The 15158-nt window shown below is 70.7% G+C and carries 14 protein-coding genes; 12 read left to right on the forward strand and 2 right to left on the reverse strand.

Annotation, left to right across the window (positions count from 1 at the left end; all coding sequences use genetic code 11):
• Positions 1–43 precede the first annotated feature (43 nt).
• Both J2S57_RS09500 and J2S57_RS09505 read left to right on the forward strand, forming a co-directional pair.
• The gene (locus J2S57_RS09500; protein WP_307240650.1) at positions 44–1324 is read left to right on the forward strand and encodes a glycosyltransferase family 9 protein; all 1281 of its coding nucleotides are present in this window, start codon (positions 44–46) and stop codon (positions 1322–1324) included.
• Entirely contained in the window at positions 1324–2382 is a 1059-nt protein-coding gene (locus J2S57_RS09505; protein WP_307240652.1) for a phosphotransferase, read from the forward strand. Before J2S57_RS09500 ends, J2S57_RS09505 begins: the two co-directional genes overlap by 1 nt.
• A gap of 8 nt (positions 2383–2390) precedes the next feature.
• On the opposite strand, the gene J2S57_RS09510 is transcribed toward J2S57_RS09505, so the two are convergent.
• Positions 2391–3119: a hypothetical protein gene (locus J2S57_RS09510; protein ID WP_307240655.1), complete on the reverse strand. Its 729-nt coding sequence runs from the start codon at positions 3117–3119 to the stop codon at positions 2391–2393.
• A gap of 213 nt (positions 3120–3332) precedes the next feature.
• Between J2S57_RS09510 and thiM the strand changes: the two genes are divergently transcribed.
• The 4 genes from thiM to J2S57_RS09530 are packed head-to-tail and all read left to right on the forward strand — an operon-like array spanning position 3333 to position 7049.
• Positions 3333–4112, forward strand: a complete 780-nt coding sequence (gene thiM, locus J2S57_RS09515; RefSeq protein WP_307240657.1) for a hydroxyethylthiazole kinase — start codon at positions 3333–3335, stop codon at positions 4110–4112.
• A 46-nt stretch (positions 4113–4158) separates the two neighbouring features.
• Positions 4159–5505 carry an LLM class flavin-dependent oxidoreductase gene (locus J2S57_RS09520; protein WP_307240659.1) on the forward strand — a complete coding sequence of 449 codons (1347 nt, stop codon included), beginning with the start codon at positions 4159–4161 and terminating at the stop codon, positions 5503–5505.
• Complete coding sequence (locus J2S57_RS09525; protein ID WP_307240661.1) at positions 5502–6326, forward strand: sulfurtransferase; 825 nt, start codon at positions 5502–5504, stop codon at positions 6324–6326. The genes J2S57_RS09520 and J2S57_RS09525 overlap by 4 nt, the downstream gene beginning before the upstream one ends.
• Before the next feature lie 30 nt (positions 6327–6356).
• On the forward strand, positions 6357–7049 hold the full coding sequence (locus J2S57_RS09530; protein ID WP_307240663.1) for a GntR family transcriptional regulator: 693 nt from the start codon (positions 6357–6359) through the stop codon (positions 7047–7049).
• Between the two features lie 269 nt (positions 7050–7318).
• On the opposite strand, the gene J2S57_RS09535 is transcribed toward J2S57_RS09530, so the two are convergent.
• Positions 7319–8791, reverse strand: coding sequence for an AlkA N-terminal domain-containing protein (locus tag J2S57_RS09535; RefSeq protein ID WP_370882608.1), 1473 nt, complete (start codon positions 8789–8791; stop codon positions 7319–7321).
• Between the two features lie 165 nt (positions 8792–8956).
• On the opposite strand from J2S57_RS09535, the gene J2S57_RS09540 reads away from it, so the two are divergent.
• The 6 genes from J2S57_RS09540 to J2S57_RS09565 all read left to right on the forward strand — a co-directional run bounded on the left by J2S57_RS09540 (position 8957) and on the right by J2S57_RS09565 (position 15155).
• Positions 8957–10162 (forward strand): sensor histidine kinase, encoded by a 1206-nt coding sequence (locus J2S57_RS09540; RefSeq protein WP_307240667.1) that lies wholly within the window; start codon positions 8957–8959, stop codon positions 10160–10162.
• A 10-nt stretch (positions 10163–10172) separates the two neighbouring features.
• A complete protein-coding gene (locus J2S57_RS09545) occupies positions 10173–10913 on the forward strand; it encodes a LytR/AlgR family response regulator transcription factor (RefSeq protein ID WP_307240670.1) in 741 nt (246 codons plus the stop codon).
• A gap of 124 nt (positions 10914–11037) precedes the next feature.
• On the forward strand, positions 11038–11370 hold the full coding sequence (locus J2S57_RS09550) for a hypothetical protein (protein ID WP_307240672.1): 333 nt from the start codon (positions 11038–11040) through the stop codon (positions 11368–11370).
• Positions 11367–12857 (forward strand): sodium/solute symporter, encoded by a 1491-nt coding sequence (locus tag J2S57_RS09555; protein WP_307240674.1) that lies wholly within the window; start codon positions 11367–11369, stop codon positions 12855–12857. Before J2S57_RS09550 ends, J2S57_RS09555 begins: the two co-directional genes overlap by 4 nt.
• A gap of 307 nt (positions 12858–13164) precedes the next feature.
• Positions 13165–13509: a DUF485 domain-containing protein gene (locus J2S57_RS09560; protein WP_307240676.1), complete on the forward strand. Its 345-nt coding sequence runs from the start codon at positions 13165–13167 to the stop codon at positions 13507–13509.
• Positions 13506–15155: a monocarboxylic acid transporter gene (locus J2S57_RS09565; RefSeq protein WP_307240678.1), complete on the forward strand. Its 1650-nt coding sequence runs from the start codon at positions 13506–13508 to the stop codon at positions 15153–15155. Before J2S57_RS09560 ends, J2S57_RS09565 begins: the two co-directional genes overlap by 4 nt.
• Positions 15156–15158 lie beyond the last annotated feature (3 nt).

Genomic DNA, 15158 nt, shown 5'->3' on the forward strand with positions numbered 1-15158 from the left:
CCACTCGCACCCAGGGGTGGTCACTCACACAAAGGGGCGGGCGATGAATGTCCCGGCAGAAGCTCTGACCTCACTCGCACCACGGGGAAGAATCAACCGCATCCTCTGGCTCCACCGCACCGACCGCTGGTATCTCGGCGATTTCCTGCGGCACGCGTCCTGGCTGCACTGGGCCCGAGAAGCCTTTCCGCAGGCCGAGATCGATCTTGCCTCGCACCCGGCCTACCTGCCGTTGTACGCCGACGGCCGGTTCGGCCAGCTGCACGACTCCCGCTCGTTCCGCGGCGAGCAGGCCTACGACCTGGTGATCGAACCCGGCTCGTTCGAGCCCGGGCCCTCACCGGCTCCGCTGCGGCTGGCCTCCTGGGACGCGGCCTGGTCGGTGCAGGTGGGCGGCCGCGCGGTGATGCAGGGGCGCAAGCACGAGCTCAACTATTTCCGCGCCGCCCACCCGGGCGCCGTCACGGGTGACCGCTCCACCACCCCGACATCGCTGTCATTCGGGTCCAGCGAGCTGGAACCCCTGAACAAGGCTCTGGAGGCTGTCTTTCCGGGCGAAGGACCGGTGGTGGTCTACAACCCCTCGGCCTCGAACGCCTTCACCCGCGAGACCGGGGTGCACAAGGAGGTCGACAACTCACTCACCCCGGCCGACCACATCGGCATCCTCCGGCATCTCCTCACCCTCCTGCCCGACCATCACTTCGTGATCGGGGCTGCGGTCAAGAGGGGGGACGCGGTGAACGAGTCGGTCGTCACCACGGTCGCCGAGGCGGTGGCCGGCGAAAGCGTTTGTTCCACCGTCGATCTCGGAGCCACGAGTCTGTGTGACTTCGCACGCCTGCTGGCGGCCCCGCGCATCTGCGGTACCGTCGGTTCGGGCACGGGCACCAACACGCACCTGGCCGCACTGCTCGACCGGCACGCCCTGTCGTTCGAACGGGGGTGCGACGAGGCCATGCTGAACAACTGGTCCGGCAACGGCTTTCAGATGGGCTCGTTCCGGTGGCGTAACCCTTCAGCACACACCGGCATTCACACGATGAGCTGGGCGCGCCGCGACCTGCTGGGGGCCGCCCGGGCCTTCGTCGTCGACCATGCGCACGTGCACGGCCACGAGCCCGATCCGTCGCACGCCGCCCGGCACTACGGCGACTTCACCGACGAGGCCGCCTATCTCGGTTTCCGGCACGGCATTCCCGGCCGCGGCCTGGAGGCCGTGCTCAACGCTCTCGAAGACCCCCGGGCGCAGGCCACGGCCCGTTTCCTCGTCGAGGACTCCAATCTGCACAAGCTCGTCTCCCGTCCGGGCAGGAGCACGTGATGACCGAAGACATGGAACACCGGGTACGCCGCGACGCCCTGACGGCCCTCGACCGGCTGGGCCTGAGCCCGGCCGGCCCGATGCGTCGTCTGCCCACCCCCTGGGACCGGCCCCGGCGGCAGGTCGTGCACCTGCGGGCGGGCTCCGGTCACCCGGCCGAGGTGGCCGTCAAGGTGGTGCTCGACCCCGACGCCGAGGCCGCCAGAGCCTTTGCCCAGGAACACTTCCTGCCCCGCCGGCTGCGCCCGGTCGCCGACGGCCTGGTCCACCGCGGCGAGATCCCGCACAACCCGATCGTGCAGGTGCTGCACCCCGAGCCGGTGCGGCTGCCCGGATCCCTGGTGGCGGTGACCCGTTTCGTGCGGGCCTCGGGTCCGCTCGATGCCACCACCTGGGGGCGCACCCTGGGGCTGTTGCACCGGATCGGGAGCACCCCGTCCGCCATCGGCCTTCTCCGCGGCCTGCCCGAGAGCCACACCCTGGCCGGACTCGACGCACACGCCCTGGCCAGGGCGTTCCGTCAGCCCGGGCACCCGTTCCACGGCCGCACCGACCTGGCACGGCGCTTGCGCCGGGTGCTGCGCGAACGCGTGCTGCGCGCCCTCGAGCTGGATCCGGAACCGCTGCTGACCCACCGCGACTTCCACGCCCTGAACTGCGTCAGCAGTCGCGACGGAGCGGTGGTGCTGGACTGGCAGGAGGCGGGCTGGGGCAGCCGGTCCGACGACTTCGCCTGGCTGCACCTCACCGTCAGCCGGTTCGGCGGGCACCCGCACCTGCTCGACGAGGCCCGCCACGCCTACCGCCGGGCCACCGGCGGAATCTGCCCCACGGAGGCCCAGATTCGCGCCGCCGGGCAGGTACGCGAGCTGCTCTGTCTCGGATTCTCACTGATCAAGGCCGATCTCAGTCCGGCCCACCGACGCGAGGCGCTGAACCAGCTCCCGATCCTGCGTGACCCCGACGCCCCGACCCGGCGCTGGCGCATGCTGCACAACCCGGCCATCTTCGCCCCCGGCATCGTGCCCACGCACGGGCCGGAGGCGGCAACGGCCTGAGACCAGCGTCAGACCAGCGAGGCCACGGGGGTGGAGCAGGTCCGGGCCGACGACAGGTTGCCGAGGGCCTTCATCGCGGCCGCCCGGGTCGCGTAGCGCTTGAGGGTGCTGTCGCCGTTGGTGGCCCGGGCCCCGTCGGTGCTCACGTTCAGCACGGTCTGCTTCACCGACCACGGCTTCTTCGCGGCCTCGTCGTGGCCCAGCCGCAGGGCGTTGAGCTCGCTGTAGTCGTCGTCGGCCAGGCAGCCCAGGTCGCGGTAGGGGCTGGAGAACCCGCGGTTGTACTGCACCTGCTCACCGTTCCTGGTCACGGTCTTCTTCAGGGTGCAGTCGGCCAGGGCCGAGACGTAGGTGGTGCGGCCCTGCTCGACCAGCGCCACGACGTCGTTGTCGAGGTGCAGTGCGAACACGCCGACCTCCGGACCGCCCGCGTTGGCGATCTTCTGCGAGAACACGGCACCGCCGGCCGTGACGAAACCCTTGCGATCGGCACTGACCCAGACCTGGTCGTTGCGGCCGTCACCGTCGATGTCACCGGCCCCCGCCCTCACGGCGCCCTTGGGCACGTGCTTGCCGGTCACGGCGCACCCCCGGCTCGAAGCGGCGGTGTCGGCCGAGGCCGTGTCGGCCGAGGCTGTGGTGGCCGAGGCCGTGGCGGCCAGCCCCAACGTGCTCGCGGTCAGGGCACCCGCGCCCAGCAGGGCCGCCAGCGTGGTGGTCTTCAGGTTCTTGCGCACGATTCTTGCCTCCCGGTAGCGATTTTGGCCGCTCCCGCGACCTCGGTACATGAAGTGAGATGCGGTGACCATGGAAAACGGTCGCAGTCAGCGGGTGTGACCTGAGTCACCACGTAACCGGACGGTGAAAGACGGGGCCCACCCGTAGCGTCCCTGCATATTGCTGCATACAGTGGCATGCACAGTCGCCGGGCAAGTCGAGGAGAGGTCACCGTGCAGGAGATCAGCTGGCAGGACGAGCACATCCGCAAGGGTTTCGCGGCCATCGGGCAGACCTCGCCCTTCGTCTACGGCCTGACCAACTACATCGCCGCCAACCTGAGCGCGAACGTGCTGCTGGCCGTGGGCGCGGGCCCGGCCATCGGGGCCGCCTCGGACTGGACCCGTACCTTCCCGGCCGGAGCCGGGGGCGTCTGGATCAACACCGCCGGCCTGATGAGCAGCAGCGAGGAGAGCTTCACGGAGGTGGCTCGCACGGCTCAGGCCGCCGGCACCCCGTGGGTGCTCGACCCGGTCGCGGTCGGCGCCGGGGCGGCGGAGTACGACGCGTTCGTGAAATCGCTGCTGCAATACCGGCCCTCGATCATCCGCGGCAACGCCAGTGAGCTGATCGCCCTCGGTGGCGGCGCGGCGCTGGGCAAGGGCGTGGAGACCACGGCCAGCTCGTCGGACGCGGTCGGGGCCATCGTCGAGATCGCGAAGGCCACCGGCGCGGTGGTCGCGGTCAGCGGGCCGGTCGACTACATCACCGACGGCACCACCACGGTGGCGGTTCCGGGTGGGGACGCGCGGCTCACCCGGGTGACGGGCGCGGGTTGCAGTCTGGGTGCGTTCGCGGCCGCCGCCCTCGCCGCCGGCAACGAGCCCCTCCTGGCCGCCCAGGTCGCGCACGCCGCCTACGCGGCCGCGGCCGAGCGGGCCGGAGCCCGCACGAAGGGCACGGGCGAGTTCGCCGTCGCCCTGGTGGACGAGCTGTCGCTGCTGAGCGCCTGAACCGACCACGTCGTCCCCGAGCCCGGAAAGCACCGAAAGGAACAGCATGCACCTCGCCGCCTTCATGAACGCAGGCCCGCAGGGAACCGTGGGCTGGCGACACCCGGAGGCCGGCGACGGTTTCCTGAGCGGCGCCCACTACGCCCGGATCGCACGAGTTCTCGAGGACGCCTGCTTCGACATGGTGTTCATCCCCGACGCGATGGCGGTGCCGCGCAGTCTGGGCAACTCGTTCGAGCCCGCGGTGAAGTGGGGTTCCGGCACACCCCGGCTCGACCCGATGCCGGTGATCACCACCATGGCCGCCGTGACCACGAATCTCGGGGTGGCGGCGACCATGTCGACCGGCTACCAGGAGCCGTACAACGTGGCGCGCAACCTGGCCACGCTCGACCACCTGACCGCGGGCCGCGCCGGCTGGAATGTCGTCACCAGTTTTCAGGACGCCGAGGCGCAGAACTTCGGCCAGGACAAGCTGCCCGAGCGGGCCGAACGGTACCGCCGGGCCGAGGAGTTCCTCGAGGTCAGCACCCGGTTGTGGGACAGCTGGTCGGACGACGTGCTGATTCGCGACAAGGCCACGGGGGTGTTCGGCCGCCCCGAGGAGGTCGAGGCGATCGACCACGAGGGCGATTTCTTCCGGGTGCAGGGGCCGTTGAGCGTGCCCCGGCCGCCGCAGGGCTACCCGGTCATCATCCAGGCCGGGGCGTCACCCGCCGGAAGGGATTTCGCGTCGCGCTGGGCCGACGTGATCTTCTGCTCACACGAGTCGCTGGCCTCGGCGATCGACTTCTACGCCGACATCAAGCAGCGGGCGGCCTCTTTCGGGCGTGATCCGTCGCAGGTGAGGATCCTGCCCGCCGCCACCGTGGTGGTCGGCACCGACGTGCGCGACGCGATGGCGAAGCACGAGGCCTTCGCCGATCTGGTCTCGGTCGAGGCCGGACTGTCGCGGCTGGCCTACCACGTCAACGTCGACCTGACGAAATACGATCTGGACGGACCCCTTCCGTCGCTGGAGGTCGTGGGCGTCGAGGGGCATTACCGCGAGGTGGTGGAGTTCGCCGAGCGCGAGAAGCTGACGGTGGCCGAGATCGGCCGCTGGTACGGCGCGCGCACCGAGGGCAACATGATCGGCTCGGCCCGCGACATCGCCGACACCATGGAGCAGTGGATGCGCGAGGGCGCCGCCGACGGATTCATGATCCAGGCCACGCACGTTCCGGGCGCTTTCGAGGACGTGGCCCGCGAGGTCGTGCCCGAACTCCAGAGGCGCGGGCTGTTCCGCACCTCGTACACCGAGGGAGAGACGCTGCGCGACCGGCTCGGGCTGAACCGGCCCGAGCGGGGCGAGTGGCGCAACCGGGCCGCATCGGTGGTGAAGAAGCCGTGACGTCGCTGATCAGCGTCTCGCAGCTGGCCGCGCTCGAGACGGGCGATCTGGTGGTGCTCGACGCCAGCATCCGGCGCTCCGACACCGGTTACGAGAGCGGGCTGGCCGAGTACACCGAGAAGCACGTCCCGGGGGCGCGGTTCGCCGACCTGTTCACCGAGTTCTCGGACGCCTCGGGTTCTTTCGCCTTCGCGGCGCCCGGGGCCGAGCAGTTCCAGGCCGCGGCCCGGCGGGTCGGGGTCTTTCAGGACAGCACGGTGGTCGTGTACGACCGGCTCTCCGGGGCCTGGGCGGCGCGGTTGTGGTGGCTGTTCACGGCCTTCGGCATCGACCGGGTGTTCGTGCTCGACGGGGGCCTGGCGGCCTGGGAGGCGGCGGGCCGGCCGGTGGCCTCCGGGGCGCCGTCGTGGGACGTCGGTGACGTGACGGTGAAGGCACGAGAGGGATTCTTCGTCGGGCTGGACGAGGTGGAAGCGCTGTCGCAGCATCCTTCTCCGGAGTCCGCGGTGATCTGCGCCCTGCGTGGGAGTGAGTACGACAAGGGCCACATCCCGCATTCCTCCAGCCTTCCCTACCCCTCGCTGCTCGCCGACGACGGCACCGTCGACCTGGCCAGGGCGCGGGCCGCGGCAGCCGGGCTCGAAGGCCTCGAAGGCCGGGTGGTGCTCTACTGCGGCGGGGCGATCAACGCGGCCGGGCTGGCGCTGGCCCTCACCGAGGGCGGTCTGCCGATCGAGAGGGTGACCCTCTACGACGGGTCGCTGAGCGAGTGGAAGGCTGACCCGGCCCGTCCTCTCATCCGGACAATCCCGGTAGATTGAGCACGCCGAGACCACTGGAGGGAGGCCGGGATGGCCAGTGCCCGTGACACGATCTACGAGACCCTGCGGTCCCGGCTGACCTCCGGCCACTACCCGGACGACGCGTCGCTCATCCCGCAGGTGCTGAGCGAGGAGTTCGAGGTCTCGCGCACCCCGGTGCGGGAGGCGCTCGGCCTGCTGGAGCGCGACGGCCTGCTGGTGTCCACGCAACGCGGCTTCACGCTGCGCCGGCGCAGCGACGAGGAGATGCTCGAGATCTTCGAGGCCCGGGCGATCCTGGAGTCGTCGGCGGCCTACGCGGCGGCCCGGCGGCGCAGCCCGATCGACCTGGCCCGGCTCGACGACCTGATCGAGCGCACCCGGGCCGAGCGCGAACCGGCCGCGATCCGGCGCTGTTTCAACCTCTGGCACGAGGCGGTGCGGCAGGCCGCGCACAACCAGACCATCGGCGAGCTGCTGCACACGCTCGACGCCCAGGCCAAGCTCAGCGCGCCGTGGAAAACCCCGCTGGCCGAGGGCACGTTCGACGCGAGCATCGCCGAACACGAGCAGATGACCGAGGCGATCCGCGCACAGGACGCCGAGCGGGCCCGCACACTGATGCTCGAGCACCAGGCTCACGATCGGGACACCCGCATCCTGCAACTGGTTTCGCAGATGGCGGCGACGGCGCCCGGTGCCTCCGGTTCAGCTGAACCGGATCACGTCGAGAAGGAGACCTGACCGCAAAGGCGCTCCACCGGCACGGGCGAACCGGCGTCCCTCCTTGCACACCTCTGCGGCCAGGTCCATGCCCATAGTTTCTCCCCTTCTCCGGTGGAGGACGAAGGAAATTCACCGAATCAGGCGTTCACCTGAGACCGTAATAGGCCCGGCAACGGGCACTGCCACGAATTTGGTCAAGCGGTTGAATGATTTCCGGTCACCTGGATAAATCGGCGTTCGGTAATTTCACGCTCTGCGTAATTGAACGACTACTCAGAGCTTGCATTCTAGAACGGCGGCATTCGGTTCACGGCATGATCGCTCGTCCCCCAAAGATGCTGCACCGCATAGGCGCGCCAGGGTTGCCAGACCTGCGCCCGGGCGGTCAGCGGCCCGGGTTTCTCAGGCAGCCCGATGCGCAGGGCCGCCTGCCGCACGCCGAGGTCACCGGGAATGAACGCGTCCGGATCACCGAGGGCCCGCATCGCAATCGACTCGACCGTCCACGGGCCGAATCCGGGAAGCGCGTAGAGCTGTTCTCGAGCTTTGTTCCAGTCACCGCCGATGTCCAGGGTGAGATCCCCGGAATTCAGCGCCTCGATCAGCCGCATCAGGGTGAGCCGGCGGGTGCGGGGCATGGCCAGGGCCTCCGGGTCGAGGTCGGCCAGGGCCCGGCTGGTCGGGAACAGGTGGGTGAGGCCACCGGCCGGGTCGTCGATCGGATCACCGTAGGCCTGCACCAGCCGCGACGCGTGGGTGCGGGCCGCGGCGGTCGACACCTGCTGTCCCAGAACGGCTCGCACCGCGAACTGCTCGGGCTCGGTGGTGCGCGGAACTCGGCGGCCGGGCGTCTTGCGCACCAGTGGGGCCAGCACCGGATCGGTCGCGAGCTGGTCGTCGATCGCGACCGGATCGGCGTCGAGGTCGAGCAGCCAGCGGCAGCGGCTGATCGCGGCGGTCAGGTCGCGGGGATCGGTGAGCCGCAGACGGCCGACGATGTGATCGGGCCGGGGGCTCAGCTCGGCGATGGCGTGACCGTGGGGCAGCCGGAAGGCGCAGCGGTAGGCGCCGTCCCGCCACTCCTCCACACCGGGCACGGCCGTGGCCACCAGGTGACCGAACAGATTGTCGGGGCAGAACGGCTGCCGGAAGGGAAGTTTCAGCGAGATCAGGCCGGGCTGCGGGCTGCCGCCGGACGGGCGGCGGGCGGCACGCAGCTCACCCGGGGTCATCGCGAACACCTCGCGCACGGTCTCGTTGAACGAGCGCACGCTGCTGAACCCGGCCGCGAGCGCGATCTCGGTGAACGGCATCGGCGTGCTCTCGATGAGCACCCGGGCGGACTGGGCGCGCTGCATGCGGGCGAGGGCGAGCGGGCCGGCGCCGAGTTCGGCCATCAGGTGGCGTTCGACCTGGCGCACGCTGTAGCCGAGGCGGGAGGCCAGGCCGGGGACGCCGTCGCGGTCGACGACGCCGTCGGCGATCAGGCGCACGGCTCGGCTGACCAGGTCGGCGCGCACGTTCCAGTCGGGAGAGCCGGGGGCCGCGTGGGGGCGGCAGCGCTTGCAGGCGCGGAACCCGGCTCCGGCGGCGGCCGCGGCGCTGGGGTAGAAGCGCATGTTCCGGGGTTTGGGGGTGACGGCCGGGCAGCTCGGCCGGCAGTAGATCTTGGTGGTGAGCACGGCGGTGAAGAAGAAGCCGTCGAAGCGCTCGTCCTTGGCCGCGACGATGCGGGTGCAGCGTTCGGGGTCGTCGTGCAGGGCGGTCATGTTTCGAGCATGACACCGGAGAAGCGGGCCGGACGGGGGTGAGCACGCTGAGGTCGTTTTTCTGCCAGCCCCGACGGAAGGCGGCCCGGGTGCGGTCGCCGCTCACGTCGTCCGCCATGGGTGCCTGTTCGCCCGAAAGGCACTACTTTCACGGGAATGGCGCACGACAGCTGGATCCGGGTGGCCGCGCTCGTGGTGGTACTGATGCTCGTCGTGTTCGTCTTCGGCCGCCGTCGGCGGCGCCCCGAGCTCGGTACCCCGGCCGAGCGCGCCACCTTCGACACCCTGCACACCGCGTCGCTGGCGGCCCCGCCCCTGCGGGACGGGCTGACTCCCGAGGGCGCGCAGCGGGCGGTGCGTCATCTACGGACGCTTCTGGGCACCCCGGCGGTCGCCCTCACCGACGGCTCGCGGCTGCTCGCGTGGGACGGCGACGGGGTGCACCACCGCGACCAGGCCCTCCGGCACGCAGCGGGAGTGCTGCACGGGGGCCATGTGCGGGTGCTCGACGCCGCTGCCATCGACGGCGAGGTGGCCTGCGAGGTGCTCGACTGCCCGCTGCGCAGTGCCGTGGTGGCCCCGCTGACCACTGGCGAGACCGTGGTGGGGACGCTGATCGCGTACGGCGGTTCGGTCAGTGCGGCGCTGGTGCGGGCGACCGGTGAGGTGGCGATCTGGGTCTCCACCCAGATCGAGCTGGCCGAGCTGGACCGCTCGCGCACCAAGGCGATCGAGGCCGAGGTGCGGGCGCTGCGGGCGCAGATCAGCCCGCACTTCGTCTACAACTCGCTGGCCGCGATCGCCTCGTTCGTGCGCACCGACCCGGAGCGGGCGCGGGAGCTGCTGCTGGAGTTCGCCGACTTCACCCGCTACTCGTTCCGCCGGGGCGGGGACTTCACCACGCTGGCCGACGAGCTGGGCAACATCGAGCGCTACCTGGTGCTGGAGCAGGCCCGGTTCGGCGACCGGCTGCGGGTGCGGCTGCGGATCGCCCCCGAGGTGCTGCCGGTGGCGGTGCCCTATCTGTCGGTGCAGCCGCTGGTCGAGAACGCGGTGCAGCACGGGCTGCAGGCCAAGGAGGGCGGTGGGCTGATCACGCTGGGTGCGGCCGATTCCGGTTCGGAGGCGCTGATCTGGGTGGAGGACGACGGGGTCGGGGCCGATCCGGCGGTGATCGAGCGGATCCTGGCCGGGGAGGGAGGAGAGTCGGTCGGGCTGGGCAACGTGGACTCCCGGTTGCGCCAGGTGTTCGGTGATCGTTACGGGCTGGTGGTGGAGACGGCCGAGGGTGCGGGGACAAAGGTGAGTTTCCGGGTGCCGAAATTCGCGCCGGGAGTTCACGTGGGGCCTGCGGCCCCCTAGGTTGGTGGACATGGCGACGACGCCGAGCCCCCTACGCGCCCTGGTGGTGGACGACGAGCCCCCGGCCCTCTCCGAGCTGGCCTGGCTGCTCGGCGCGGACGACCGGATCGGCCGTGTGCTCACCGCCGACAGCGGCGCCCAGGCCCTGCGCGTTCTCGAGACCGAGCCGGTCGACGTGCTGTTCTGCGACATCAACATGCCCGGGCTGGACGGGCTCGACCTGGCCCGGGTGCTGGCCCGTTTCGCCACCCGGCCGCACCTGGTCTTCGTCACCGCCTACGAGCAGCACGCGGTGCAGGCCTTCGACGTGCGGGCGGTCGACTACGTGCTCAAGCCGGTGCGCGCCCAGCGGCTGGCCGAGGCGGTGCGCCGGGCCGTGGAGGCGCGCAGCTCGGCGCCACTGCCGGTGCCCGAGCCGGACGAAGACATTCCGGTGGAGCTGGCCGGGGTCACGCGGTTCGTGCGGCGCTCGACCGTGCTCTACGTGGAGGCGGCGGGTGACTACGCGCGGCTGCACACGGCTCAGGGGAGCCATCTGATCCGGGTGCCGTTGAGCACGCTCGAAGAGCGCTGGTCGACGGCGGGTTTCGTGCGGATCCACCGGAGCACGCTGATCGGCGTGCGGCACGTGAGCGAGCTGCTGATGGACGGCGGGCGGTTCCACGTGCGCCTGGGCGGGCACACGCTGACCGTGAGCCGGCGGCACACGCGTCAGGTGAAAGACCTGCTGATCCGTAGGGACGCGCGGTGAGAGCGGTCATCGAACGGTCGCCGGGGGCGCCTGGTTCCCTTGGGTTTTCGGGATCGCCCGGGTCTCGGGGTCCGCTCGGGTGGGCTCTTCTGTGAGTACGCGGGTGAGGGTGACGAGTCCGCGGATGTCCGCCAGTCCCCGGCGTGAGGTGCGGACGGCCACGCGGGAGATCGACGAGCAGACCGAGGTCGGCGAGGTCTATCTGAAGGCCCTGATGCGGTCGCAGTTGCGGCCGGCGCTGACGGCATTGGGGCCGGTGCTGCTCGGGCTCGGAGGGCTGCCGGTGCTCTTCCTGCTGCTGCCCGAGGTGGCCGGATACCCGGTCGGGCCCGTGACGGTGGCCTGGCTGGTGCTCGGGGTGATGGTGTTCCCGCTGCTGTTCGTGGCCGCCCGCTGGTACGTGCACGCGGTGGAGCGGGCCGAGCGGGACTTCACGGAGATCCTGCGGCGGCGGTGAGCGCCTGGATCGCGGTTGCGCTGGTCTGCGCGACGACCCTGCTGGTGGGGGCCCTGGGACTGCGGCTCTCGCGCACCACGAGCGACTTCTACGTGGCCTCGCGGATGGTGGGGCCGGGCTGGAACGCGTCGGCCATCGGCGGCGAGTACATCTCCGGGGCGAGCTTTCTCGGGGTCGCCGGGCTGATCTTCGCGACCGGCAGCGACATGCTCTGGTACTCGATCGGGTACACCGCCGGTTACCTGGTGCTGCTGATGCTGGTGGCCGCGCCGTTGCGGCGCAGCGGGGCCTACACGCTGCCTGACTTCGCCGAGATCCGGCTGCGCTCGGCCGGGGTGCGGCGCACCACGGCGGTTCTCGTGGTCGGGATCGGCTGGCTCTACCTGCTGCCGCAGTTTCTCGGCGCCGGGTTGGCGCTGCGCACGGCCACCGGGGCGCCGGGCTGGGTCGGCACGGCGATCGCGGTGCTCGTGGTGGTGGCCAACGTGACCGCGGGCGGCATGCGGTCGGTGACCTTCGTGCAGGCGTTCCAGTACTGGCTGAAGCTGACGGCGATCGCCGTGCCGGTGGTGTTCCTGCTCCTCGCCTGGCACGCCGACGGTTCGCCGAACCCCTCCGCCCTGGCCGGGGCGGAGTGGTCGGCCCCGCTCAGCGGCGGCGAGCACCCGGTCTACCGCACCTACTCACTGCTGCTGGCGCTGCTCTTCGGCACGATGGGCCTGCCGCACGTGCTGGTGCGGCTCTACACCAACCCCGACGGCCGCGCCGCCCGGCGCACCGTGCTCGCGGTGATCGCCCTGCTCGGTGCCTTCTACCTGTTCCCGCCGGTCTACGGGGCGCTGGGCCGGATCTACGCGGGCGACCTGCTGCACTCCCCCGACGCGATGATGCTGCTGCTGCCCGGCCGGCTGCTCGGCGAACCCTGGGGCGAGCTGGCCACGGCGCTGCTCACCGCGGGTGCGTTCGCCGCATTCCTGTCCACCTCGAGCGGGCTCACCATCTCGGTCGCCGGGGTTCTCAGCCAGGACCTGCTGCGCGGCCGGTTCCGGGCCAGCGTCAGCGGTTTCCGGGTCGGCGCGGGGCTGGCGGTACTGGTGCCCGCGACCCTCTCGCTGCTCGGGGTGCGCACCGGGCTGGCCGACACCGTGACGCTGGCCTTCGCCCTGGCCGCGTCCACCTTCTGCCCGCTGCTGGTGCTCGGCATCTGGTGGCGGGGGCTGACCCGCACCGGTGCGCTGGCCGGTCTGGTGACGGGCGGAACCCTGGCGAGTGCGGCTGTCCTGCTGACGGTTTCGGGGGCGGTGGAGAGCGGGTGGCCGTCCGCACTGCTCGGGCAGCCGGCGGCCTGGACGGTGCCGACGGCGTTTCTGGTGATGGTGGTGGTGTCGCTGGTCTCGGCCCGGACCGCCGGGGTGAGCACGATCATGGTGCGGCTGCACGCGCCGGAGTCGCTGGAACTGGACCGCGGGGACATCGACCTGCGCTGAACCGGCCCGGCCGGTCCGGTGCGCGCCAGCAGCCTGGTGCGGTGCGCGGTCATCAACCGTTCGCCCGGCCAGCTCCGTCTCCCCGGGTGGGTGGGCTCTGACCGGGCGCCGCGATCGAGGCCGAACCGAGCGCCGCTCGTCGTGCCCGTCCCACCGCTCGTCCGCGGCCCGAACACCGCACATCGCCGCCCGCGCACCACCTGCCGACGTGACGGCCGTCACCCCTTTCGAACCTCGAGTGACCCGGCTCACAGTGACCGCGCACCTGTGCGCAAGGACGCGCACACCGAGTCAGTGAGGAGCTGTGATGTCCGACGACCAGCCCGGCCGCCCCCTCGGCGGCACCAGCTACGAGGAGGTGCAGGCGAGCGAGGAGTTCCAGGCGCTGCGTGCGCGCTTCCGCCGGTTCGTCTTCCCGCTCACCGGCCTCTTCCTGGTCTGGTACTTCCTCTACGTGGCGCTGTCCGCCTACGCGCCCGACTTCATGAGCACCGAGGTCATCGGCCGGGTCAACATCGGCCTGATCATCGGCCTGCTGCAGTTCGTCTCGACCTTCGCGATCACCATGGCCTACGCCCGCTGGGCCGACCGCGAGTTCGACCCGACCGCCGACCGCTTGCGCGCGCACGTCGAGAGTGGTGACGTGAAATGAAGTGGCCCACCTTCGCCTCCGCGACCGACTCCGGAGACATCGGCAGCCCGGCGCTGAACATCACGATCTTCATCGTGTTCGTCGTCATCACCCTGGCCATCGTGCTGCGGGCCTCCCGCAACAACCGCACGGCGGCCGACTACTACGCCGGTGGCCGCGCCTTCACCGGGCGGCAGAACGGCATCGCGATCGCCGGTGACTACCTGTCCGCCGCGAGCTTCCTCGGCATCGCCGGGGCGATCGCGACGGTCGGTTACGACGGCTTCATGTACTCCATCGGCTTCCTCGTGGCCTGGCTCGTCGCCCTGCTGCTGGTGGCCGAACTCCTGCGCAACACCGGTCGTTTCACCATGGCCGACGTGCTCAGCTTCCGGCTGCGCCAGGGCCCGGTGCGCACCGCGGCGGCGATCTCGACGCTCGTGGTCTCGTTCTTCTACCTGCTCGCCCAGATGGCCGGTGCCGGTGGCCTGGTCAACCTGCTGCTGGGCGTCGAGGGTTCGGGCGCGCAGAACCTGGTGATCGCGGTCGTCGGCATCCTGATGATCGTCTACGTGCTCGTCGGCGGCATGAAGGGCACCACCTGGGTGCAGATCATCAAGGCGGTGCTGCTCATCATCGGCGCGGCCCTGATGACGGTCTGGGTGCTGAGCAAGGCCGGGCTGAACTTCTCCGAGCTGCTCGGTGACGCCGCCGCGGCCTCCCCGCAGGGCACGGCGATCCTGGAACCGGGTCTGCGCTACGGCCTCTCGGGCACCAGCAAGCTGGACTTCATCTCGCTCGCCCTGGCCCTGGTGCTGGGCACCGCCGGCCTGCCGCACGTGCTGATGCGCTTCTACACCGTACCCAGCGCGAAAGAGGCCCGGCGCAGCGTGGTCTGGGCGATCTGGCTGATCGGCGTCTTCTACCTGTTCACCCTGGTGCTCGGGTTCGGCGCGGCCTGGCTGGTCGGGCCGGAGAAGATCATGGCGGCCCCCGGCAAGGCCAACTCGGCCGCTCCCCTGCTGGCCTTCGAGCTCGGCGGGACCTTGCTGCTGGGCGTGATCGCGGCGGTCGCCTTCGCCACGATCCTGGCCGTGGTGGCCGGTCTGACCATCACCGCCAGCGCCTCGTTCGCGCACGACATCTACGCGAACGTGATCAAGAAGGGTGCGGTGCGGGCCGACGACGAGGTCCGGGTCGCCCGGATCACGGCGGTGGTCATCGGCCTGGTCGCGATCGTCGGCGGTATCTTCGCCAAGGACCAGAACGTGGCCTTCCTGGTGGCCCTGGCCTTCGCGGTGGCGGCCTCGGCGAACCTGCCCACGATCCTGTACTCGCTGTTCTGGAAGCGGTTCAACACCCGGGGCGCGCTGTGGAGCATCTACGGCGGCCTGACCTCGGCGATCGTGCTGATCATCTTCTCGCCGGTGGTGTCCGGCAAGATCGACGCGAAGACCGGCGCCTCACTGTCGATGATCACCGACACGGGTATCGACTTCCACTGGTTCCCGCTCGACAACCCGGGCATCATCTCGATCCCGATCGGCTTCCTGCTCGGCTACCTGGGCACGATCACCAGCCGGGAGGTGGGCTCGCCGGCCAAGTACGCCGAGATGGAGGTGCGCTCACTCACCGGGGCCGGGGCCGAGAAGGCCGTGGATCACTAGGAA

Source organism: Kineosporia succinea, assembly GCF_030811555.1.
In the GTDB taxonomy this organism is placed as follows: Bacteria; Actinomycetota; Actinomycetes; order Actinomycetales; family Kineosporiaceae; genus Kineosporia; species Kineosporia succinea.

Bases quoted from the DNA above. Each gene is read 5' to 3' on its own strand.
- J2S57_RS09560 (WP_307240676.1), top strand. From the start codon at position 13,165: ATGTCCGACGACCAGCCCGGCCGCCCCCTCGGCGGCACCAGCTACGAG.
- J2S57_RS09545 (WP_307240670.1), top strand. From the start codon at position 10,173: ATGGCGACGACGCCGAGCCCCCTACGCGCCCTGGTGGTGGACGACGAG.
- J2S57_RS09505 (WP_307240652.1), top strand. From the start codon at position 1,324: ATGACCGAAGACATGGAACACCGGGTACGCCGCGACGCCCTGACGGCC.
- J2S57_RS09500 (WP_307240650.1), top strand. From the start codon at position 44: ATGAATGTCCCGGCAGAAGCTCTGACCTCACTCGCACCACGGGGAAGA.
- J2S57_RS09530 (WP_307240663.1), top strand. From the start codon at position 6,357: ATGGCCAGTGCCCGTGACACGATCTACGAGACCCTGCGGTCCCGGCTG.
- J2S57_RS09520 (WP_307240659.1), top strand. From the start codon at position 4,159: ATGCACCTCGCCGCCTTCATGAACGCAGGCCCGCAGGGAACCGTGGGC.
- J2S57_RS09565 (WP_307240678.1), top strand. From the start codon at position 13,506: ATGAAGTGGCCCACCTTCGCCTCCGCGACCGACTCCGGAGACATCGGC.
- J2S57_RS09550 (WP_307240672.1), top strand. From the start codon at position 11,038: ATGTCCGCCAGTCCCCGGCGTGAGGTGCGGACGGCCACGCGGGAGATC.
- J2S57_RS09540 (WP_307240667.1), top strand. From the start codon at position 8,957: ATGGCGCACGACAGCTGGATCCGGGTGGCCGCGCTCGTGGTGGTACTG.